The sequence below is a fragment of the Levilactobacillus sp. LN180102 genome (assembly GCF_050106635.1).
GTDB lineage: Bacteria > Bacillota > Bacilli > Lactobacillales > Lactobacillaceae > Levilactobacillus > Levilactobacillus brevis.
The window spans coordinates 12,651-35,675 of sequence record NZ_JBNIIX010000016.1 but is presented as its reverse complement, the minus strand read 5'-3'; the positions used below and the strand labels follow the sequence as shown (position 1 = coordinate 35,675).

Sequence of the window (23,025 nt, the reverse complement as noted above, 5' to 3'; positions counted from 1 at the left end):
TGGAGTCGGGTATAATAGAGATATTAATAAGAAACGGGGTGAGTCACATGACGGAAAAACCAGTTTTCCATATCAATGGTTATTTAGGACTAATTCTGGTATTAGTGATTCTAGGATTGGGTGTTTACTTATCGGTCGTGGGATGGGGAGTCTTAGGGGTTATTTTGGTGGTATTGGCTGTTTTGGCAGCTAGTAGCTTAACGATTATTGGACCTAATCAATCGAAAGTTCTCACTTTCTTCGGCCGTTACATTGGAACAATTAAAGAATCGGGACTGTATTTAACGGTGCCACTAACGACGAAGACCACGGTATCATTACGGGTTCGGAACTTTAATAGTGCCATTTTAAAGGTGAATGATTTACAAGGAAATCCAGTCGAAATCGCTGCGGTGATCGTGTTTAAGGTTGTCGACACAAGCAAGGCCTTGTTTGCTGTTGAGGATTACGAAAAGTTTGTGGAAATTCAGAGTGAATCAGCCATTCGCCACGTGGCATCAGAGTACGCCTACGATAACTTCGGTGATCATCAGGCACTAACGCTGCGGAGTAATCCGACGGAGGTGTCGAATCACCTGACTGAGGAGTTACAGGCTCGGTTGGAGGTTGCCGGGGTTCAGATTATTGAGACCCGGTTAACCCATTTGGCCTACGCGACGGAGATTGCCTCAGCGATGCTCCAGCGGCAACAGTCCCAAGCCATTCTTTCGGCGCGTAAGATTATTGTTGAAGGTGCTGTATCGATCACGGAAGGGGCTATTGAGCAGCTGGCTGCGGAAACGGATTTGCACTTAACGGATAATCAAAAGCTGCAGTTAATTAATAATATGATGGTCTCAATCATTAATGAGCGAGGTTCACAGCCAGTCATTAATACAGGTAAGGTAGAATAGTGGCACAATGAAGATGTTGGAGGTTTTTGGATGGACGAACAGTTAGAGCAGCTAATGCGCCAATTAAGCGGCCTAAATGAGCAAGTAAGAAATGGGGCCGTGTACCAGTCATTAGGAACGCGATTGGGGAAACTCATGGATGGTATTCAGCGACGGCGGCGAACGGCTGTGGTGTTACCAGATGACCAGGATGGCGTGAAGGATGTTTTAGCAGAACTTCGCCATCAATTAGAACAAAATGTTCCGGTGACGCTGACTCACGAAAAGTTAACGTTACTAACCGCCCATCTATCTTCAACGGATATGGCCTTGCGTTATCAAGGCATTAACTTTACCTTGTATGATGCTTTGCAACAGGATGCATTAGACTCTGCTCAGATGGCATTTTTGCTTGATGAATTGAGTCGGCCAGATGCTCTGTTTAGCCATATCTTAGAACCAGCTAACACGGCTGTTTTTGGTCGTTCTGCTCGAGTAGCCATGTTAGCAGTCATTCTCCATTTTGTGACCCCGGATGTGCAGTCGCATACACCTGATCTGCGTCGGATAGTTATTTTAGCGGCGATGTATCTTTGTTTAGAAACGGACACGCGGGGGTTTGTTAACCAGCACGGCTGGGCCCATGCTTTTACGGCCATTACCGATTTATTAACCGTTTTGGCCGGTACTGAGGCGCTTCCCCGAGCTGATAAGTTGTTCTTGATGATGACCTTATTAGAGCGGGTTAAGCGGCTCAATACCCCTTTGATTTACGGCGAGAATGATCGAATGGCGATGTATTTGTCCGAACTGGCAAATCGCCATCAGTTATATGCAGATACCCTCCTATTGTCCCTAAAACAGTGGCGACAGCAAGTGGCGTTACATCGGCGTCCGGATACGATTGCTGGGTGGAATCGCTTCTTTAATCGCAAACGGTTACTGGATTCGCTACGGCTACAATCGGAGTTACCGGCGTCCTTACAAAAATATTTGAACTCAACTATCGATTTTTTAGGTTAATTTGATTTTCAAAGAAATTTAGAAATGGTATACTAAAGGCTAACCGAAATATATACGATAGGATGAGTGGCAAAATGGAAACGAAAACAAAGTTACACGTAGGTCTATTATTCGGTGGTAATTCCTCAGAGCATGATGTGTCGAAGCGTTCGGCGCACAATATTTACGATGCGATGGACAAGGATCGTTACAACGTTAGTTTATTCTTATTAACGCGTGATGGATTTGTGCTTAGTGATGCGGCTTCTCGGCGAGTATTTGACGGCGAAGATGAAGCAACAGTTGCGGCAGAGGAACAAGCCAAAGTAGACGCTTCTAACCCATTGGCACCCATTTGGAATTTATCTCAGGCAAAGGACATTGATGTTTTCTTCCCAATTATTCATGGTAATTTGGGCGAAGACGGCACCATCCAAGGGCTTTTCCGGTTACTGAAAAAGCCTTTCGTGGGGAGTGGCGTCTTAGCATCAGCGGTGTCCTTTGATAAGGATATGACGAAACAGGTCTTAACGGCTCATGGCATTCGGAATACCAAGTATGTCGTCTTAACACCCGATAATCGGGCAGACTTCGACTACGCGACGATTCAGTCGCGGCTTGGAGATAATGTCTTCATTAAGCCTGCTAATCAAGGATCATCTGTGGGAATTCACAAGGCAAGTAATGTCCAGGAGTATCTGGACGGCGTTGCTGATGCCTTCCGGTACGACTATAAAGTCCTAGTGGAACAAACCATTGATGGTCCGCAAGAAGTTGAGATTTCCATTTTGGGGAATGAACAACCGCAAGCATCCAAGTTAGGAGCCATTCGGGTACCAGAATCTGATGTCTTCTACGACTATAACAACAAGTTTGTTGATGCTAGTGGTGTGACGTTTGAAGTGCCCGTCAAGCTTTCGGATGAGTTGACCCAAGAAATTACGCAAATGGGTCTACAAACGTATGCGGCATTAGGACTCAAAGGAATGGCCCGAATTGATTACTTGGTTTCCAAGGATGGGGTACCGTATGTTGGTGAAGTTAACACCTTACCAGGGTTTACCAACATCAGTTTGTATCCACAATTGTGGCAAGCAACTGGCATTAACTATGCTGATTTAATTGATCGCTTGATTGAGTTAGCGTTGTCAGAGTTCCACTATCAGGATGAACTGGCTTACGATTTCATTCCGTTGGATGATCATTCGGCAGCTTCAACTTACAAACCTAAAGCTTAGGTTGTTTTAATGGTCGGTTGTGAACGGAGACGTTCCAACCGACTTTTTTTGTGGACAGGAGACGATCTGATGAAGATGGAGAAACAGTTGATAACAGGGTGGGCTGGTGTCGTTGTCCTATTAACTAGTTTGCGATTGGTGGGAACTAATCCGACTACGTATGGGTGGTTTGGTGGACTCGCTGTACTTACTGTGGTGTTAGTCGCGTGGCAAATCACACGCGTCTTGGCGAGCTGGCGAGGGGATAATTTAACGGTCAAAGCCACATGGTGGCTGGTGTGGCGGCATTGGTGGCGGTGGGGCTTGGCAATGGCTTGGCTGACACTATTAACCTTACCCTTTGGCCTCTGGGGGCTTAGTAGCCGGTTATTGGTCCGGTTGCGATTGCCAGTAACACTGATTAATTTTGTGGGACTCCACCGGCACGTTCTTGGCGGAATTGCCATCATGGGTTATCTGGTGTTGGCTATCGCTGGCGGGTACTATTTACCCCGATTTCTCCGCCGGATTGCACCGTACCCATTACCCCCGTGCCAGAAAGGGTGGTGGCGCTCAGGATGGTGGGGGATTGGTGGCGGATTCTTAGGCCTGTTCACTGCGGAATTGTTGGTTGGTGTTGCCTGGTGGAGTGGTTCTCGATTACCGGAGTCATTCGGTCGGCCAATGACAGTGGGCTTGGCATTTTTGATTTGGACCGTTTTATCAACAGTTGGCGTTTGGTTATTCATTGGCGTATTACGCCTAGCAGGTGGGCAACCAGCCGCTTTTGGGTCACCATGGCGGCTGCCTGATTGGCGCTTGCTCATCCTGCTGATACTGACAGGTGGACTAAATGCCTGGCAGGCGGTTAATCAGCAACCGCAGTTTATGGCGACAGCAATTATTAGTCATCGGGGAGTAGACGCGGGCCATGGTGTTCAGAACACGCTGGGGGCTCTGCGACATGTTAGCAAACAACGACCAGCCTATGTTGAAATGGACCTGCATGAGACCAAAGACCGTCACTGGGTCGTCTTACATGATGAAAACCTACAGCAATTAACGCAACGCTCAGTGACGCCACATGACTTAACGCTAAAGCAACTACAGCGGCTAGTCGTTCGCGAGAACGGTTATCGGGATCACTTAGTTGGCTGGGAAACGTACTTAAGAGCGGCAGAAGCCAAACACCAGCGACTCTTAGTAGAGATGAAAACAACGCCACAAGATACGCCCCATATGATTCAACGGTTTGCCAGTCAATATGGTCAGCGACTGATCCACGACCATGATGCCGTTCACTCGCTAGACTATCGGGTAGTCACACGGTTGAAGCAAAAAGTTCCGCGGTTGCCAGTCGGTTATATTACACCATTTAATTGGGTATCGCCGCGTTCGGTGCCAGCCGACTTTTATTCATTTCAACGAATCTCATTGAGCCAAGAATTTATTTTGGCGGCAGCTCAGCAACGTATCAACACTTATGTTTGGACGCCGGATACGTCAGTGGCAATGGCGCGGATGTGGGCTCTAGGGACTAATGGTCAGATTACCAATGAGGCCTCGCGGTTACGTTGGGTTGTCCATCAGCCAGTTGCGACACAGCGTTGGGCAGTATTGCAGAATTTTGTTTTGAGTTACATTTAATTGCTCATGAAGATATTGATCCAGGAATAAGCGAATACTGAGAACAATTAAATGGCTAATGTTCGATAAAATATTAATGAATTTATATTTGAATGAAAGAATGGACTAGACAGATTAGAGTTCCCTCATGATAACGTATTTTGCTTGAAATTCCTGATAAGTCAATTATGATTGATATTAATGGTGAAGCCAGTCGACGATATTATTTATTTTCAGGGGACATCAGTGGTTGTTAGAACGTGAAAAGGACTAACGACCTGATTGTAATCAATGTTCGGCTTTTATTATAAATTAGCAGCGCGATCATAATTCGTGAGGGAGAGAGCAGATGCGACTTTTAGGGAGTAAGGTCAAACAATATCGGAAACAGAAAAATTTGTCGCAGCAAGAATTAGCCGATGGAATTTGTACACAAGCAACGGTTAGTTTGATGGAAAAAAAGGATAAGATTCCCAGTATTAAGATTATTTTACAGGTGTGTCGCCGATTAAATGTCTCACTCGGAGATATCTTAGCCGGTGTGGGAAGTGGCTTGGATGAGCAGTTTGATGCCATTTGTTTAGATCTACGGCAGGATAAGTATACTGAGATGGCAGCACGATTGGACCAAGTGGATGTTTCAACGGAGGCGGCTAGTGCTTTTGACCGTGAGCGCTATCATTATTATCGGGGATTTGCTGAGCTAACGGTTGAACAGCGACCAGATGAAGCGATTTTTCACTTCAATTTGGTGTTGCGGCGGTCATTTCATATGGCTTGGGACCTTTATGCGATTATTGGTAATGTGGGGATGGCATCGGCCTACTTAATGCGACAAGATCGAGATCAGGCGCGATACTATTTAGGTGAGGCAACCAGCTATTTGACGAATTTTGAATGGCATGATGAGAGTAGCTTTCAGCGTCTGGTCTGGGCACGTTATCAGATTGCGTTGATGTACCTAAAGCTGGAACAGCCACAACAGGCGCTTACCAATGTTGAAGCGGCGTTACGGGTCGTTAAACACCGGGCTTCATTATATTTGATTGATGTGTTGTATGAGGTTAAGGGCTTAGGCGAACAGGCACTATTGGCGAGAACGGCAGCTAAACGTAGCTTGATGATTGCTAAAACCCTAGCCTTGGTGACCCACAATCAAGCATTGCAGGAACGGTTAAATGTTACTACTGATGACCTACCGGCTTGGAGCGATCAAGTGAACGGGTTTAGTTAAAGGACTGACGCGGATTAGCGTAAATAAAAATGGACGAGAAGCCAATTTGGTTTCTCGTCCATTTTTAAATAGTTAAAGCATTAGTTAGCAAATTTATTCTGCGGGGTGCGCTGCTTTGGCTGGTTGATTATCTAAGTCCGTCCGTACGACGATCACATCACAAACTGCTGTCCGTGTGACGTATTCCGTTACAGACCCGATTAATAGCCGTTCAACTGCGTTTAACCCGGTAGCACCAATCATAATCAAATCGGTGTCATTATCCCGAGGAACATCTCTGGCAATGATGGTCTTCGGTGCCCCGTATTCAATGGCGTAATCAATCTTGTCAAGACCATCTGCCTTGGCATCAGCCACGTACTTGTCGAGGGTCTTCTTGGCCGTTTCTGTGACTTGTTCAACCATGCTGGTATCAAAGCTAGAAATGTTTTGGAAAGCCCGTGTATCAACAACGTGAACGAGATGTAAATCAGCATCGTTACGTTTAGCCACAGCGACCGCTTTCTTGAAAGCTAATTCGGCTTCATAGGAACCATCGACTGGGACTAAAATGTGCTTGTATTGTTGTAACATAATATTCACCTCTCATTACTTTATACTCTTATCATACGTTATTTATCTGCAAATAAAAAGCGATATGGTAAAAAAGCTGCGAGAAAGTGTAACCGATTACGCCTTAGGGAACCAGTGTAATAGAATCAATTGAATACTGATAATCGCAATAACGCCGACTAACAACATGGTTGAAATGAAGACCATGTTGTTCATGATGGTGGCGACTGCCGACAGCACACCAATCAGTAGCATAACAACACCACTGATCGTCAAGACACGACTTAATTCGTGACTACTTTCGGGATGAAAGACTAAGAAAGCACGACGTCGATGAGCATAAAAGTACCAACCAATTCCTAAAGCCAGCAGGGTATAGCAAGCCATTAAAATGGTGATGGCCATGAAGAAACCTCCTTAGTAAATAATAATGAATAAATGATACGGTACGGTCTATTATACCGAACTCACCAGTGAAAGGAAATATGTGGTAACTGGTCATTTAAGCAAAAGAAAAAGACCATTCAATGGAATGGCCTTCAAAGCAAAGCTTTGGCGATCTAAGTGGTGCCGTTAATTGTCCAGTCATGTTGACCCGCGATGACAATGCAGGGGGGAAAGCTAGCCGAGGCGCCTGACTTCCAAGTGAAAAGGCATGTCATCTTCCTCAGCATCTTGCGATCCCTAAAATGAATTACTTGTTCGGCAACTTGTAGTGAGACAACGCGTACACCTTAGAACTACTTGTATGGTAGCATATAAATATTAAAAATTCAATTTTTCAGTGTCGGTTAGCTGTGAGAAGTCGCCGGTATTGTTGCGCTAGTTGAGTTTCAAAGCGTCCGTTGGTTTTAGGGTGGTAATACTCGGCATTTTTTAGTGTGTCGGGCAAATACTGTTGTTTTACCCAGTCATTGGGAAAGTTATGTGGATACTTATAATCGGTCCCATGACCAAGTTTCTTGGCGCCAGCGTAGTGAGCATCCTTTAAATGATCGGGCACAGCACCGTTGTGACCATTTAATACGTCAGCTAAGGCGGCGTCAATGGCGCTAATCCCTGAATCAGATTTTGGCGATAGACAGAGTTCAATAACGGCATCAGCTAAAGGAATACGTCCTTCGGGTAAGCCCAATTGCTGGGCTGCTTGCACGGCTTGGACGGTGCGGGCAGCTGCCGGGAGATTGGCCATGCCAATATCTTCATAGGCAATCACCATCAAGCGCCGGCAAATGGCTGGGAGATCGCCAGCAGCAACAAGTTGGGCGAGATAGTGTAGCGCGGCATCGGTATCACTGCCGCGGATGGATTTTTGAAATGCGGAGATGACATCGTAGTGAGCATCGCCATCCTTATCACCCATGAGCGCTTTTCGTTGAAAACAAGCTTCAGCAACGGCTAAAGTGATATGAATGCGGTCGTCATTGGCCGCTGGAGTTGATTGGGCAGCTAATTCCAAACCGTTCAGCGCACTACGGAGATCGCCATTGGTGGCACCGGCGATAAAGTTCAAGGCCTCAGTGTTTAAGTCGATGGGCAGCTTCCCCAGACCATTTTCGGTATCCGTGAGTGCGCGATGCAAAGCGATTTTAATGTCATCTGGTGTTAGCGGATGAACTTCAAAAATCTGAGTTCGGCTGCGAATGGCAGGATTGATATTGATATAGGGGTTCTCCGTAGTTGCCCCGATTAGAACGATGCGACCACTTTCTAAATGGGGCAACAGAAAATCTTGTTTAGTTTTGTCTAAACGATGGATTTCATCCAATAAAAGAATAACCGTCCCACTCATTTTGGCTTCCTCGGCCACAATCTGGAGATCCTTTTTTGAATCAGTCGCCGCATTTAGCTTCCGAAAGGCGTATTGTGTGGACCCGGCAATAGCGCTGGCGATACTCGTTTTACCAGTGCCAGGCGGACCGTATAAAATCATTGATGAAAGTAATTTAGCTGCCACCATGCGGGCAATGATTTTTCCAGGGGCCACGAGGTCTTGTTGACCGACGATGTCCTCCAGACGTTGCGGGCGCATGCGGTAAGCTAAAGGTTGTTGTGCCACGACGGGGACTCCTTTCTTAACGACCAAGCAACTTATCGAACCAGCTGGTCTTAGTTGGTGATGAGGTTGTCCCAGCTGATGATGCTGGATATTTGTCACGTAGTGTAATGGGGGACTGATTAATGGCTTGATCACTAGCAACAACTAACCCCAGGTCACTGTCGTTAATGCCGTAGATGGCTTCTTCTCGAATGGTGAATTTGAGATTGTGCTGGCCAACTAACTTCAAGTAAGGGGCCAAATCAGCTTGGTCAATATGGCCGTTAAAAATGACTTGATAGTTAGGATGATCTGTAATTTCTGTAACAAAGTCGCTAATATTATCACGATTAGTGACCTCAGCAATCGTCATGGCAAGAGAAACACGTTCACGAAAAGTCCCGAGATATTTGCGCTGCTCATCGGGATTGATTTTTGGTGTGCCATACATAGCGGTTTGCAGGTGTTGTTCCATCGGTGTTTTTTCAGACATGAGTTTCCCTTCTTTTCAAGTTAGTTCTCCTAGTATAACATGGAACTGAACGAACGTTTAGAAAGGGGATTTGGATATGTATCAAGACCAAGATTTTCAAGTATTTGAGGATCAAACATTGGCTGGACGACTCGGAAAAATCCAGAAACAAATTGATCCGAAATTTTTGATTACCGCTGGTGATTTAGAGCCGGTGTTAGCGGAATTATCTGTGCCCATTTATCAGCACGTCTCCCAACATCGACGGCGAACGAAGAATCCACCAACTGATACGTGGATTGCCTTTAGCACATCCAAACGAGGGTACAAAATGTTACCGCACCTTGAGATTGGTTTTTGGGATGATCGCTTCTTTATCTGGTTGGCGGTTTTACAAGAAGCCAAAAATCGCCAAGGATTATTGGGGCAAGTCCAATTGGCTGATGTGTTAAATCTGCCGAGTACATTCGAATGTGGAAATGACCATGCCGATAAAAATTGTGGTCGGCCGCTAACGTTGACCAATTATCAAGCACTGATGCGTGAGCAGGTTAACCGACACGCGGAGTGGCAACTTGGCCGTAACTTTATGCGTGGCAGTGATCTTTTTACGACAACGCCAGATGATCAGGCGGCTATCATTCGTGATACAGTGGCAGCGTTATTACCGATATACCGACAATTGATTGCTGATTAAATTAAAAAACCACCCGGTCTCTTTATTGACCGGGTGGTTTGTGACTAATAGTTGTTAAACAAGCTGGCAATCATTGAACCAATGAACACCCAATATAAAACAAAAATAGCAATTGCAATAATAAAGTTGAAAAGACCGGCACGGTTCCAAGTAGCTTGGACAGCTTTGAATGTTTCAACGTCTTGATAGTCGCCTTTTTGCCAAGCCCATTCATTCCCCTTAAAGCCAACAATGAAAATCCATACAATATTGAAGATTGGGATAATAGTGAGTAGTGGTAGATAGGTTTTGTTACCAATACCCCAAAATACATTGTACATAAAGGCTCCCCAGTTCCAGCCCTTGATTTCTTGTGGAGTGACTTTACCATTTTCTTGCATGCGAACTCCTCCTCGTTTCTGATCAGCTTTTTCAGACATCAGTACTTGGTCAGATAATCCAGGCTAGTTTAAATAATCCACTATCACAGCTAAACGTGTAGCAGCAGATAAATAAAATAGGGGGATTACTTTAATAGGTTAGCATAAGACCAGTAAATCGTGCAATGTCATTCGTCCAAAAACGTTAAAGAGTGGATGAAATACACTGATGATCATGAAAAAAAACACCCGCCAAATGACGGGTGTTTTTCCACCAGTTAAGATTAATCTTAACGGTTGTAGTATTCAACGATTAATGAATCATCGAGTTCTGCATCGAGTTCTTCACGTTGAGGGAAGCGGGTAAGGGAACCTGCCAACTTGTCAGCGTCGAATTCAACGTATTGTGGACGACCAACAACGGCTTCAACAGCGCCCTTGATGATTGCCATGTCCTTGGACTTTTCACGAACAGAGATGACTTGGCCAATCTTCACTTCGTATGAAGGAATATCAACCCGTTGGCCATCAACGGTGATGTGACCATGGTTAACCAATTGACGAGCTTGACGACGAGTCGTTGCCAAACCTAAACGGTAAACCATGTTGTCCAGACGACGTTCGAGTAAGATCATGAAGTTAGTACCATGGGTACCTTCCTTGATCTTGCCGGCACGTTTGAACAAGTTGTAGAATTGACGTTCAGTCATGCCGTAAGTGAACCGGAGCTTTTGCTTTTCACGCAATTGCGTACCGTATTCAGATAACTTTTGACGACGACCTTGACCATGATCACCAGGTGCATAAGGACGACGGTTTAATTCTTTACCAGTGCCGGAAAGGGATACCCCTAAACGACGGGAAATACGCCAGCTTGGGCCAGTGTAACGAGACATAGATAGTTCCTCCAATAAATAAGTTATTTGGAGTAAAATAAGCTGTTTATAAGTTTAGTATTCGTGCAGGTTGCTTTGCAAGTTTCACCGTATGCAGCCGCAGGTTACTTCTTGAACCAATGTAACGGCAACAATCTGTTGACGAGCTTACCACTTATCGCTGCATTATTTTACACAACGACCAGTATAACCGGAAACGCTAGGCTTTGTCAATGTGTGACAGCAAAACCCGAGCAAATTCTTCTAAGACCTGTTGGTCAGCGGCCGTAAACCGGTCTTTAGTTGGTGAGTCAATGTCTAAGACGCCAAATTTCGTTTCACCAATGGTTAACGGAACTACAATTTCGGCATTGCTAGCCGAGTCACAAGCGATGTGCCCAGGAAATTGATGAACGTCCGCGATCCGCTGTGTGGTTTGCGTGGCTAATGCTGTGCCGCAGACACCGTGGTTATTTTCAATATGCACACAGGCGACATTACCTTGGAACGGTCCCAGAATTAAATCATCCGTTTCGGGCTGATAGAGGTAAAAGCCAGCCCAATTGATGTCTGATAAGGTTTGATTAAGCAACGCTGCGGCATTAGATAAGTTGGCCACCAGGTTTGTTTCTCCATATAATAGGGCATCCAACTGTTTGGTGATGATTGGATTTAGGGATTCACTCATTGTAAAGGCCTCCAAAGTTTAATGTTTGAATCATTCAATTACACATAAAAACGGATAGAGAATCGTGAAAACCTAGTGAAGCCTAGGCGTGAGTTATGCTATAATCGAGGTTAGATTAAATTGTAAATTGAACCGGGCGATTTTGCAACTCGGATAAATGATGAAAAGCGATGAAGGATGGGGTCAATTATGATAGGTGTGCTAATTGGAATCGTGATACTAGCGATTGTCATTTACGTTGGCGTGCTGATATACCAGCAACGTATCCGACGACAAGTGGTAGCGCTAACGACAAAAAAAGAATCCATGGTAGCCATCCCGTTAAAAGACGAGTTGGCATTAGTTGGACAATTAAGTCTAACCGGACAGTCCTTAGAACGGTATCAAAGTTTACAGACCGACTATGCGGACATTACCACGAATCGGTTTCCCCGAATTGATGAACAGCTCAATCAATTGCTCGCGGATGCCCGTGGGGTAAATGTGCTACAACTAAAGAAAAACCTTGATAAGGTGACCTTACTCGTTAACCAGACAGACGAACTGGTTCAATCCGTCCAAGAAAAGTTGGCTAGTTTGCAAGAAGTTGATAAGCAGCACCGAGAGGCCGTTCAGCAATTAGAGCATAAGTATCAAGATTTACGAAAGACTTTGCTGGCCAAGAATTTTGCATTTGGCCCTAGTATTGATGGTTTAGAGGAACGCTTGGGTCAGTTAGAAGGAAACTTTGACACGTTTACCCAGTTGACCCAAGAAGGCGATCATGAACGAGCGGCTGATGTTCTGAGCCAATTGCAAGATGATACGAAACAATTAGATGACCTAATTGACACGATTCCACCGTTGTATAAAGACCTAACTGTGGTGTTCCCCGATCAATTGAAGGAGTTAAAGGCCGGTTATCAGCAATTGAGCGCTGAACACTTTCACTTCGGCGATCAAGACATTTTGGCGCAAGTCACAGCAATTGAGCAGCACATCCAAGAGAACTTGGCAACGCTTAGTGACCTTCGACCGGCAGATGCGCAGGTGGTTAACGAACGAATTGCCAAACAAATTGACCAGATTTATGATCTGATGCAAACAGAAATTGACGCTAAACAACCCGTTGAAAAAAACTTAGATGGGATTGCTAAGTTCATTGCACATGCCCAGAATCAAAGTCATATGCTATTAAATGAACTGGATCGTCTGGGGCAAAACTACACGTTAGATCATCATGAATTAGAAACGGCTCGCGAGCTTAATGAGCAGTTACGACACATTGATGGTATTTATCAACAAGATGTGCAAACGCTAACCGGAAAAACGGCAACGTACTCTCAGATTTTAGCGCATCAACAGCAACAAGAAAAAGACTTGGAACAAATTGAGAAACAGCAAGCCGATATTTTGAAGAGTGTGGCGGGACTCGCTGATGAAGAACGTCAGGCTCGTGACACCTTGCAACAATTTGATTTTGATCTACATAGCTTAAGACGTCAGGTGGAAAATTTGAACTTGCCGGGCATTCCGCAATCTTACTTGGATTATTTCTTCGTGGTTCGCGATGAGGTGGCACAATTAGCAACGGATATGGACCAGCCCCAAATTGACATGGAACGCATTACGAAACAGCTATTGATCATTCAAACTGATTTAGACACCTTACGTGAGAAGACTGAAGACTTAGTGGACAGTTCCCAACTGGCAGAACAACTGTTGCAGTATGCCAACCGCTATCAAACAAGTCATGCCAATGTGGCCGAAGCTAGTCAAAAGGCTTCGGATTTGTTTGAACATCAGTACCAGTACGCGCAAGCCCTAGAAACAATTGCGACCGTTTTAGATGAAGTTGAGCCTGGGTCATACAAGCGGTTAGAAGATGCTTATTATCAGCGTAAAGGAACGGATAAACCGCACCGTACAACTAAAGATTAATGGAAACGTGAACCGCTCGTTAGAGGGTTCGCGCTTTTTTGTGTCGTTAACATTATGTGACTCCCCCTTGTGGTTCACGACGTTTGTGTTTATAATGAGAAAGAATTTCTATCGGAGTCGAACCAATAGAAAAGAGATAAGAGGGTTCAGCATGATTTATTTTGATAATAGTGCCACAACTAAGGCAGCACCGGCGGTTGTGGATACTTATGCGAAAGTCAGTGAACGATATTGGGGTAACCCATCTAGTTTGCATAACTTTGGCGAACAGGCATTTAATCTATTGGAACAGTCGCGCCAACAGATTGCCGATTTACTAGGTGTTTCACTCAGTGAGATTCTCTTCACGAGTGGGGGAACCGAAGGCGATAACTGGGCCATCAAAGGAACGGCGATTGCAAAACGTGAATTTGGTAATCACTTGATTACAACCGAAGTCGAGCACCCCGCCGTACACAATTCCATGGAGCAGTTGAAACAACTAGGCTTTGAGGTGACTTATTTGCCCGTTGATGAGAACGGCCGAGTTTCGGCAAGCGATTTGCGATCGGCTATTCGGCCAACCACGATTTTAGTGTCAACGATGGCCGTCAACAACGAAATCGGTGCCGTACAACCCTTGGCTGAAATTGCGGATGTGATGCGGGACTTTCCTAAAATTCACTGGCATATTGATGCCGTTCAAGGGATTGGTAAAGGACTACACGATCTGATCTTTAATGATCGGGTTGACTTTATCACGTTCTCGGGACATAAATTCCATGCGCCACGTGGCATTGGTTTTATGTATAAGCGCCAAGGTCGGACGATTGCCCCGTTGATGACAGGTGGTGGTCAGGAACGGGATCTACGTTCCGGAACTGAAAACTTACCCGCAATTGCTGCAATGGCTAAAGCATTACGGCTGTTGTTAGACGATGAAGCTGCAAAAGTCCAGCGACAACAAGAGGTGCGGTTAACAATTCTTAACCACATCAAGACATTTTCACATGTCACGATTTTTTCTAAAGATTTACCGGTATTTGCACCACACATTCTGTGTTTTGCGATTGAAAGTGTTCGGGGCGAAACTATCGTCCATGCCTTTGAAGAACACGGGATTTATATCTCAACCACGAGTGCCTGCTCCTCTAAAAAACACGTTGAATCCAGTACATTACAAGCCATGAAGATTGATGATGGCATTGCAACCAGTGCGGTTCGCGTATCGTTGGATGAACATAACACGTTGGCTGAAGCTGAACAATTTAACCAAGTATTTGACGAACTCTATCGTGGGTTTGCCAAGTTACGCTAAACGACGAAAGGGGTCGCGCAATGGAATACAGCGAGATTATGGTGCGGTATGGCGAGTTGTCGACAAAGGGAAAGAACAAGAAAGACTTCATCAAACAACTCGGCCAAAATACCCGCAAAGCCTTGCATCAGTTTGACGGGATTGAAGTCAAAGCGCAGCATGACCGATTACATGTGACCTTAAATGGTGCTGATTCAACAGCAGTGATGGATCGGTTAAAGGGCGTCTTCGGTATCGAGAACTTTTCACCTTCCGTGAAAGTTGAGAAAGATATCGCGGCTATTAAAGCCACGGCTTTAGCGATGGTGCAGGAAATCTTTACACCGGGGATGACTTTCAAGATTAATACCCGGCGGCAAGATAAACAATTTGAATATGATACGAACCATTTGAATGACCTATTGGGCGGTTATATTTTGGAGAATGTCCCCGGCATTCAGGTTAAGATGAAGCAACCAGACTTAACTTTACGGGTCGAAGTCCGTCTTAATGGGGTCTTCTTGTCCGGCCAGACGATTCAAGGTGCTGGTGGATTACCAGTTGGGACTGGCGGCAAGGCAGTCATGATGCTATCTGGGGGAATTGATTCACCAGTAGCGGCCTATTATGGCATGCGCCGTGGCGTTAAGTTGGATATGGTTCATTTCTTCAGCCCGCCATATACATCTGAACAGGCACTCGCCAAGGCCAAAGAATTAACGGCTCGGCTAGCGGGTTACTCTGGGAGCATCCAGTTTATTCAAGTGCCGTTCACGAAGATTCAAGAGACGATTAAAGAAAAGGTGCCAGAAGGCTATCTGATGACGATTCAACGGCGGTTAATGTTGCGACTAGCTGCGGCAGTGGCTGAACGTCGGCATGCTAAAGGAATCTTTAATGGGGAGTCTCTGGGACAGGTGGCCTCACAAACGTTGGAAAGTATGGCAGCTATTAATGATGTCACATCGATGCCAATCCTGCGGCCGCTATTGTCGATGGACAAGACGGAGATTATCAAAGTTGCCGAAAACATCGACACTTATGATCTATCGATCTTGCCATACGAAGATTGCTGTACGATCTTTACACCACCAGCACCGAAAACCCATCCAGATTTAGAGAAATCTCGTAAATATGAAAAATATATTGACGTGGATGGTCTGATGCAAGAAGCGTTAGACGGGATGATTATCACGGATATCCATCCGGACGATAACTATTTGAATCAAAATGAAGATGTTTTTGCAGAGTTACTTTAATCTGAAAGGAAGTTGACCAATGGTTGACTTCCTTTTTTTGTTTTTCCCATCAAAACGCTTGTTTTTCACCCGTTAAATGCGCGATAATTAGGGCAACGATCGGTGAATGACCGATTAATTAATGTGAAGGGGTTGATCTGCGTGGAAGTTTCAGTGCGCGGCGACAAGATGTCTCTGTCTGGCGACCTGCCAGAAGTGGGGACACAATTACCAAAGTTTAAATTGTTTGATCAAAACGATACCAAGGTGAAGACGGCTAATTTAATCGGCAAAGTAGCCTTAATTAGTGTGGTACCTGACTTGGAAACGCCTGTTTGCACCATGCAGACGCGGAAATTTATTCAACAAGCGGATCATTACCCAGCAGCGAAGTTCTACACCGTTTCTAACAACACCATTGCCCAACAGACGGGGTGGTGTGCAGCAGAAGGTGTTGAAAACATTGATATGTTGTCGGATACTGAATTATCCTTTGGTTATGAAATGGGGTTATACATCCCCAATGCCGGAAACTTAGCACGTTCAATTTGGATTATTGATGATACCGGTAAGATTGTTTACCGTCAGGTCGTCGATGAGCAAACGGATGAACCTAATTATTTAGCCGCAATTGAAGCACTGGAAAAACTGGTTCCACGAGTTGACGTTTAGGTCAATCTTGAGTACACTAAGTAAAACTAGCGTTGAACAAGTCAGTAGCGTGATGACCAACCAATAGAGAGCTGGGAATGCTGGAAACCGGTGGTGGTGATGACGTGAATGTAGCTTGCGAGCTGAAAGGCTGAACTAATAGTAGGCCTTTTCCGGAGCACTCTCCGTTAACAAAGAAGTTAAGTGGGGCATAAATGCCCAATTTAGGTGGTACCGCGAAGACTCTTCGTCCTAATTGATAGGATGGGGAGTTTTTTTGTGCCAGCACACAGCGCTTCTACATTTAGAAAGGACTTGATTTTTATGGCAGACAAACAAATTGATATGCCAACCAAGTATGATCCAACCGCCGTTGAAGCGGGACGATACCAAACTTGGCTAGACGAAGATGTCTTTAAACCTAGTGGCGACCAAAAGGCCAAACCTTATTCGATTGTGATTCCGCCGCCAAATGTGACTGGTAAGCTACATTTAGGCCATGCTTGGGATACGACATTGCAAGATATGTTAATTCGTCAGAAACGGATGCAAGGTTACGATACGCTGTGGTTACCCGGAATGGACCACGCGGGGATTGCGACTCAAGCAAAAGTGGAAGCCAAGTTACGTGAACAAGGTATTTCTCGTTATGACCTCGGTCGGGAGAAATTCGTTGAAAAGGTTTGGGAATGGAAAGACGAATACGCCGACACCATTCACAAGCAGTGGGCTAAGATGGGGCTGTCACTGGATTATTCTCGTGAACGCTTTACGTTAGATGATGGTTTATCAGATGCCGTTAAGAAGGTCTTTGTCACCTTGTACAAGAAGGGCCTTATTTACCGTGGTGAATACATCATTAACTGGGATCCCCAAGCGCGGACAGCTTTGTCTGATATTGAAGTGATTCATAAGGACGATAAAGGTGCGTTTTATCACGTTAAATACCCATTTGCTAACCCAGATGATACGTTTAACGGTCAGCATTACATTGAAATTGCCACGACCCGTCCAGAAACAATGATGGGTGATACGGCGGTTGCGGTGAACCCGGGTGATGAACGTTACAAAGAATTGGTTGGTAAAAAGGTGATCTTGCCGTTAGCTGACCGAGAAATTCCAATTATTGCCGATCAATACGTTGATCCTGAGTTTGGGACAGGGATGGTAAAGATTACGCCAGCACACGATCCCAATGACTTCTTAGTTGGTAATCGGCATAATTTGGAACGGATCAATACCATGAATGACGACGCCTCCATGAATGAGAAGGCGGGCAAGTATGCGGGCATGGATCGGTTCGATGCCCGTAAAGCGATGGTCGCTGATCTTGATGAACAGGGGTTATTGCTGAAAGTTGACCCAATCGTGCATTCCGTAGGGCACTCTGAACGGACAGGGATACAAGTTGAAGCGCGCTTATCAACTCAGTGGTTTGTGAAAATGAAGCCACTAGCTGATGAAGCTATCAAGAATCAACAAGGTGACGATGCCGTTAACTTTGTACCAGAACGATTTGAAAATACTTTTACACAATGGATGGATAACGTCCATGATTGGGTTATTTCACGTCAACTCTGGTGGGGTCACCGGATTCCAGCGTGGTATAACAAGCAGACTGGTGAGGTCTACGTTGATACGAAGGCGCCTAAAGATATTGAAAACTGGGAACAAGATCCAGATGTCTTAGACACGTGGTTCTCCAGTGCCTTATGGCCATTTTCAACAATGGGCTGGCCTGATGAAGATAGCGCTGATTTCAAACGCTACTTCCCAACTAGTACTTTAGTAACGGGCTATGATATCATCTTCTTCTGGGTTTCACGGATGATGTTCCAAAGTCTTGAATTTACGGGGAAGCGACCATTCAAAAATGTTCTCCTTCATGGACTTATTCGTGATGAAGAGGGCCGCAAGATGAGCAAGTCCTTGGGTAATGGGATCGATCCGATGGAAGTGATCGATAAGTACGGTGCCGATGCTTTGCGGTGGTTCTTGTCAACTGGTTCAACGGCTGGCCAGGATGTACGGTTCAGTTACACCAAGATGGATGCTGCTTGGAATTTCATTAATAAGATTTGGAATGCCAGCCGCTTTGTCATCATGAATCTGGGCGATAAGACGCAACCCGTTTTGCCAGCTGCTGAAACTTGGGATTTAACCGACAAATGGATTTTAAGTCGATTAAATGATACGGTTAAGCACGTTACTGAGATGTTTGACAAGTTCGAATTTGGTGAAGCTGGTCGCGCTTTGTATAACTTTATCTGGAACGATTTTTGTGACTGGTATATCGAAATGAGTAAGGAAGTCTTAACGGGTGATGATGAAACGGCTAAGGCCAACAAGCAAGACCTGTTGGCTTACGTCTTGGATCAAACGTTACGCTTACTGCAACCAATCATGCCGTTTGTCACGGAAGCGATTTGGCAAGCGATGCCACATGATGGGCAATCGTTAGTAACGGCAGCCTATCCAGTTGACCATCCTGAATTTACGAATCCAACGGCGGAAAGTGATATGACGAGTCTGATCGACTTGATTAAGGCTGTGCGAAACATTCGAGCGGAAGCTAACGCCCCAATGTCCACACCAATTGACCTTCAGATCAAGACGAGTGATGCGAAGCTACAGGCGGTCTTTGAAGCCAACAAAGACTATATCGATCGGTTTGTTCATCCTAAGGCGCTGGAAATTGGCGCTGATTTAGTCGCACCAAAGCTGGCTATGACGTCAGTGATTACGGATGCTGAAGTGTCCGTACCTCTGGCTGAATTGGTCGATTTGAATGACGAAGCCGCTCGGTTGGAAAAAGAAGTTGCGAAGTTCACGGCAGAAGTGCAACGGGCTGAAAAAAAGTTGGGCAATGAACGATTTGTTGCCAACGCTCCCGAAGCAGTGGTTGCTGGTGAACGAGAAAAGCAAGCTGATAACCAAAAGAAGTTAGAAGCAACGCAGCAACGATTAGCTGAAATTAAGCGTCAACTGTAAGCTTAAATAAAACTGGATTGGGTCGTTTCCACATCGGAGACGGGCCAACCCAGTTTTATTTTGGGCAAAATCTGCTACACTTAAACACAGTGATTATGCGGGAGGGGTAGATTTTGATAACGACGTATGCTGAAGCATTACAATTTATTCATGGACGGGATCGCTTCAAAAAAAAGCCGACACTCGATCGAATGCGCGAATTTATGCGGCGACTAGGCAACCCACAGGAAAAGTTAACCATGATTCATGTGGCGGGCACCAATGGTAAAGGGTCGACTGTCGCATTTCTACGTGACTTATTCATGGCAGAAGGGCAGACGGTGGGGACGTTTACCTCACCGTTCATCACGCGCTTTAACGAACGGATTAGTACGGATGGCACTCCCATCAGTGATGATGACTTAGTGGCGATGACGCAACAGGTTCAGCCGGTTGTCGCGCAGTTAGATCAAGAACTGGCCGAGAATGGACCGACTGAATTTGAAATTGATACAGCACTGATGTTTTGCTACTTTGCCCAGCACCCCGTGGATATGGTCATTGTTGAGGTTGGCTTGGGTGGCTTGTATGATTCCACCAATATCATCACACCGGCAGTCAGCGTGATTACCACAATTGGGTTAGACCATATGAAAATTTTGGGTGATACCATTCCCGAGATTGCCGCGCAAAAGGCCGGGATTATTAAACCACAAGTCCCCGTTATCTGTGGTCGCTTGACACCCGAAGCATTAGCGGTGATGGACCAAACGGCGGCTGCTAAATCAGCCATGATAGTTGCATTAGGTCGAGACTTTCAGGTGACCAATCAACCACATGACCAGTGGGGCGAGCGCTTCGGTTTTGCGTTTAAAACGAATCGATGGCAACATTTGCAAATCGACTTACTGGGGCAATATCAAATTGATAATGCCGCGACGGCTCTAACGGCTTTTCTGGTCTATCACCAGCAACGTCAATTGCCAGTGAGTGTGACCACCATTCGACAGGGGCTGAGTCACACGGCGTGGCCCGGTCGTTTTGAACGGGTGAATGAGCAACCACTGATGGTGATTGATGGTGCCCACAATGAGCCAGCAATGGTGGAAATGGCCCAACTTTTGCGTCAACACTTTGGTGATCGAGAGGTTTATGTGATTCTGGCAATTTTGGCCGATAAGCAGTACCAGCAGATGGTGAAGACTCTCTTACAGGTCCCCAACGTTCATGTGGTTGTGACGCAGTTTCAGGGGCCGGGTAAACGGCAGGCTGCCAGTCCTGATGCCTTAGAACAAGCAGCGACGACACACGAGCGATTAAGTTCAGCGCCGGATTGGCCGAGTGCCTTGAAACAAGTCCTGGCAACCATGTCTGCTGAGGATGTTGTGCTACTCACGGGCTCCTTGTATTTTATTTCTGAAGTTCGACATTATTTTAAGGAAACAGACGCGTCGTAAGCCAATAAGTGCGGAGCTAAGCTGTAAGAGGTGAGGCGCATGCAACGGGTACAATTAACGACACAAACAGAACCGCAATTGGTCGGCCGAGTATTGGTCAGCTTGGGACTAGCACACGCCAGTGAAAGACAGCGCTTTTTTCAGTATTTTCACAGTGTAGCCGCTGTGCGGTATGCCAGTCATCGCCAGCAACGGGCTTATATTAGTGGAAATCGACAACGTCAGGCTTTGTTGACAGCCATTGAGTTAGGGCGGTGGGCCGAAAAAGCACCCCGGCCCATTTTAGGTGAAGTTCTGGCAAGCAGTCAGCTGGGACAAGTCTTGATGGATGACTTACGTTACCTATTGCAGGAGCAACTAGAGGTATTGGCGCTGGATGCCCAACACCGAATTATCGAACGACAAACCGTTTTTCAGGGGACGCTCAATAGTTGTCCCGTCCATCCCCGAGAAATTTTCCGGGTTGCGGTGATGAGTGGCGCTGCAACAGTAATTGTGGCCCATAATCATCCGAGTGGGCAGCCACAACCATCCACTAGTGATCGCGCGTTTATGCAACGGTTAGCGGCCTGCGGACAGTTAATGGGAATTCCGCTATTGGATGGCTTTGTGGTGGGACTGCATAGCTATTTTAGTTTTAAGGAAGCCGGAATTTTACCGAAAACGGTTGAAAAAAGGATAGAACCTTTAAAAACTAATTAAAATCACTTTTAGGTATTTCTTTCTCATTAAAAGTTCGGTATTCTTGACATTGACGACGTGTTCTCACGTAGATAGGTATGTTATAATACGTCTATCAATGAATAAGACAAAAATCCATTAAAATTTTGTTGACAATGAAGGGATGAAACATAGTGTTCGGATTAGGAACGAAAAATATTGGAATCGATTTAGGTACCGCCAATACCATTGTTTACGTTGACGGTAAGGGAATCGTTCTTCGTGAACCTTCTGTTGTCGCCAAGAACACAAAGTCCGGAGAAATTGTGTCCGTCGGTGAAGACGCACGCGCAATGATCGGCCGGACACCGGGTAGCATTGTGGCTATTCGGCCAATGAAAGATGGTGTGATTGCCGACTACGATACAACGGTTGCCATGATGAAATACTTCATCGAAAAAACAGTTGGTCGTTCAAGCGGTAAGCCATATGTCATGGTTTGTGTGCCTAGCGGTGTAACGGAAGTTGAAAAACGAGCAGTGATTGACGCCACTCGGGTTGCCGGTGCGCGCGATGCTTATGTGATTGAGGAACCATTTGCTGCGGCAATTGGCGCTGGCTTGCCCGTAATGGACCCAACTGGAAGCATGGTTGTTGATATGGGTGGTGGGACTACCGATGTTGCAACGATTTCCCTAGGGGGCATTGTGTCTAGCCGTTCGATTCGGGTAGCGGGTGATAAGTTAGATGATGCGATTGCAACTTATGTGCGGTCTAACTTTAACCTGTTAATCGGTGAACGGACTGCTGAAAAGCTGAAGATGGACATTGGTTCCGCATCAGTTGAGGCAGCTGAGAAGATTGAGGGCGCAACGATTCGTGGACGTGACTTGATTACAGGTCTGCCCAAAGCCGTTGAAGTGTCGGCGGTTGATGTCGCTAAGGCAATTCAAGAGCCCGTCCAAGATGTGATTACAGCAATCAAGGAAACCCTTGAAGAAACTTCACCAGAAATCGCAGCCGATGTGATTGATCATGGGATTGTGTTAACTGGTGGCGGTGCGCTATTGAAAAACTTATCAGAAGTAATTGCGGAAGCAACCAAAGTTCCGGTCTCCATTGCAAGTGACCCATTGGATTGTGTGGCTGCTGGTACTGGTGAATCATTAAAGAGTATCGATGTCATGAAGAAAAAATAGGGACTAGCGGGAAGGCAGCTTC

General features: G+C 45.6%; 21 protein-coding genes and 1 other annotated feature. Of the genes, 14 read left to right on the top strand and 7 right to left on the bottom strand.

Annotated elements, in window-relative coordinates:
* Positions 1 to 47: 47 nt before the first annotated feature.
* From ACP4IT_RS09785 to ACP4IT_RS09765, 5 genes are all read left to right on the top strand, one after another.
* Positions 48 to 893 carry an SPFH domain-containing protein gene (locus ACP4IT_RS09785; protein WP_011668139.1) on the top strand — a complete coding sequence of 282 codons (846 nt, stop codon included), beginning with the start codon at positions 48 to 50 and terminating at the stop codon, positions 891 to 893.
* Positions 894 to 923: 30 nt separating this feature from the next.
* Entirely contained in the window at positions 924 to 1,895 is a 972-nt protein-coding gene (locus tag ACP4IT_RS09780) for a DUF2785 domain-containing protein (protein WP_011668138.1), read from the top strand.
* A 74-nt stretch (positions 1,896 to 1,969) separates the two neighbouring features.
* A complete protein-coding gene (locus ACP4IT_RS09775) occupies positions 1,970 to 3,112 on the top strand; it encodes a D-alanine--D-alanine ligase family protein (protein ID WP_011668137.1) in 1,143 nt (380 codons plus the stop codon).
* A 69-nt stretch (positions 3,113 to 3,181) separates the two neighbouring features.
* Positions 3,182 to 4,738 carry a glycerophosphodiester phosphodiesterase gene (locus tag ACP4IT_RS09770; RefSeq protein ID WP_225435056.1) on the top strand — a complete coding sequence of 519 codons (1,557 nt, stop codon included), beginning with the start codon at positions 3,182 to 3,184 and terminating at the stop codon, positions 4,736 to 4,738.
* A gap of 328 nt (positions 4,739 to 5,066) precedes the next feature.
* Entirely contained in the window at positions 5,067 to 5,951 is an 885-nt protein-coding gene (locus ACP4IT_RS09765) for a helix-turn-helix domain-containing protein (protein WP_015473520.1), read from the top strand.
* Between the two features lie 93 nt (positions 5,952 to 6,044).
* Here the strand turns inward: ACP4IT_RS09765 and ACP4IT_RS09760 are convergent, their stop codons facing one another.
* The 4 genes from ACP4IT_RS09760 to ACP4IT_RS09745 all read right to left on the bottom strand — a co-directional run bounded on the left by ACP4IT_RS09760 (position 6,045) and on the right by ACP4IT_RS09745 (position 9,034).
* Positions 6,045 to 6,524: a universal stress protein gene (locus ACP4IT_RS09760; RefSeq protein WP_011668134.1), complete on the bottom strand. Its 480-nt coding sequence runs from the start codon at positions 6,522 to 6,524 to the stop codon at positions 6,045 to 6,047.
* Positions 6,525 to 6,620: 96 nt separating this feature from the next.
* Positions 6,621 to 6,908 (bottom strand): hypothetical protein, encoded by a 288-nt coding sequence (locus ACP4IT_RS09755; protein ID WP_011668133.1) that lies wholly within the window; start codon positions 6,906 to 6,908, stop codon positions 6,621 to 6,623.
* A gap of 376 nt (positions 6,909 to 7,284) precedes the next feature.
* Positions 7,285 to 8,535 (bottom strand): replication-associated recombination protein A, encoded by a 1,251-nt coding sequence (locus tag ACP4IT_RS09750; RefSeq protein WP_035465466.1) that lies wholly within the window; start codon positions 8,533 to 8,535, stop codon positions 7,285 to 7,287.
* Positions 8,536 to 8,578: 43 nt separating this feature from the next.
* Positions 8,579 to 9,034, bottom strand: coding sequence for a YueI family protein (locus tag ACP4IT_RS09745; protein WP_087609400.1), 456 nt, complete (start codon positions 9,032 to 9,034; stop codon positions 8,579 to 8,581).
* A 76-nt stretch (positions 9,035 to 9,110) separates the two neighbouring features.
* Here ACP4IT_RS09745 and ACP4IT_RS09740 point away from each other — a divergent pair, with 76 nt between their 5' ends.
* On the top strand, positions 9,111 to 9,710 hold the full coding sequence (locus ACP4IT_RS09740; protein WP_011668130.1) for a DUF1054 family protein: 600 nt from the start codon (positions 9,111 to 9,113) through the stop codon (positions 9,708 to 9,710).
* Positions 9,711 to 9,754: 44 nt separating this feature from the next.
* On the opposite strand, the gene ACP4IT_RS09735 is transcribed toward ACP4IT_RS09740, so the two are convergent.
* The 3 genes from ACP4IT_RS09735 to ACP4IT_RS09725 form a co-directional block, all read right to left on the bottom strand.
* The gene (locus tag ACP4IT_RS09735; RefSeq protein WP_011668129.1) at positions 9,755 to 10,090 is read right to left on the bottom strand and encodes a hypothetical protein; all 336 of its coding nucleotides are present in this window, start codon (positions 10,088 to 10,090) and stop codon (positions 9,755 to 9,757) included.
* 269 nt (positions 10,091 to 10,359) lie between these two features.
* On the bottom strand, positions 10,360 to 10,965 hold the full coding sequence (gene rpsD / locus ACP4IT_RS09730) for a 30S ribosomal protein S4 (protein ID WP_011668128.1): 606 nt from the start codon (positions 10,963 to 10,965) through the stop codon (positions 10,360 to 10,362).
* A gap of 199 nt (positions 10,966 to 11,164) precedes the next feature.
* On the bottom strand, positions 11,165 to 11,632 hold the full coding sequence (locus ACP4IT_RS09725; RefSeq protein ID WP_011668127.1) for a GAF domain-containing protein: 468 nt from the start codon (positions 11,630 to 11,632) through the stop codon (positions 11,165 to 11,167).
* Positions 11,633 to 11,821: 189 nt separating this feature from the next.
* Between ACP4IT_RS09725 and ezrA the strand changes: the two genes are divergently transcribed.
* The 8 genes from ezrA to ACP4IT_RS09685 all read left to right on the top strand — a co-directional run bounded on the left by ezrA (position 11,822) and on the right by ACP4IT_RS09685 (position 23,003).
* The gene (gene ezrA, locus ACP4IT_RS09720; protein ID WP_011668126.1) at positions 11,822 to 13,552 is read left to right on the top strand and encodes a septation ring formation regulator EzrA; all 1,731 of its coding nucleotides are present in this window, start codon (positions 11,822 to 11,824) and stop codon (positions 13,550 to 13,552) included.
* Positions 13,553 to 13,703: 151 nt separating this feature from the next.
* Positions 13,704 to 14,849 (top strand): cysteine desulfurase family protein, encoded by a 1,146-nt coding sequence (locus tag ACP4IT_RS09715; RefSeq protein ID WP_024855106.1) that lies wholly within the window; start codon positions 13,704 to 13,706, stop codon positions 14,847 to 14,849.
* Between the two features lie 20 nt (positions 14,850 to 14,869).
* Entirely contained in the window at positions 14,870 to 16,087 is a 1,218-nt protein-coding gene (gene thiI / locus ACP4IT_RS09710) for a tRNA uracil 4-sulfurtransferase ThiI (protein WP_011668124.1), read from the top strand.
* Between the two features lie 141 nt (positions 16,088 to 16,228).
* Positions 16,229 to 16,738, top strand: a complete 510-nt coding sequence (gene tpx / locus ACP4IT_RS09705) for a thiol peroxidase (RefSeq protein WP_011668123.1) — start codon at positions 16,229 to 16,231, stop codon at positions 16,736 to 16,738.
* 23 nt (positions 16,739 to 16,761) lie between these two features.
* Positions 16,762 to 16,975: a binding site (T-box leader), on the top strand.
* A gap of 66 nt (positions 16,976 to 17,041) precedes the next feature.
* Complete coding sequence (locus ACP4IT_RS09700) at positions 17,042 to 19,708, top strand: valine--tRNA ligase (RefSeq protein ID WP_011668122.1); 2,667 nt, start codon at positions 17,042 to 17,044, stop codon at positions 19,706 to 19,708.
* A gap of 113 nt (positions 19,709 to 19,821) precedes the next feature.
* Positions 19,822 to 21,144, top strand: a complete 1,323-nt coding sequence (locus ACP4IT_RS09695) for a bifunctional folylpolyglutamate synthase/dihydrofolate synthase (protein ID WP_011668121.1) — start codon at positions 19,822 to 19,824, stop codon at positions 21,142 to 21,144.
* A gap of 39 nt (positions 21,145 to 21,183) precedes the next feature.
* Positions 21,184 to 21,846, top strand: a complete 663-nt coding sequence (locus tag ACP4IT_RS09690; protein ID WP_011668120.1) for a JAB domain-containing protein — start codon at positions 21,184 to 21,186, stop codon at positions 21,844 to 21,846.
* Positions 21,847 to 21,998: 152 nt separating this feature from the next.
* Positions 21,999 to 23,003, top strand: a complete 1,005-nt coding sequence (locus ACP4IT_RS09685; RefSeq protein ID WP_011668119.1) for a rod shape-determining protein — start codon at positions 21,999 to 22,001, stop codon at positions 23,001 to 23,003.
* Positions 23,004 to 23,025 lie beyond the last annotated feature (22 nt).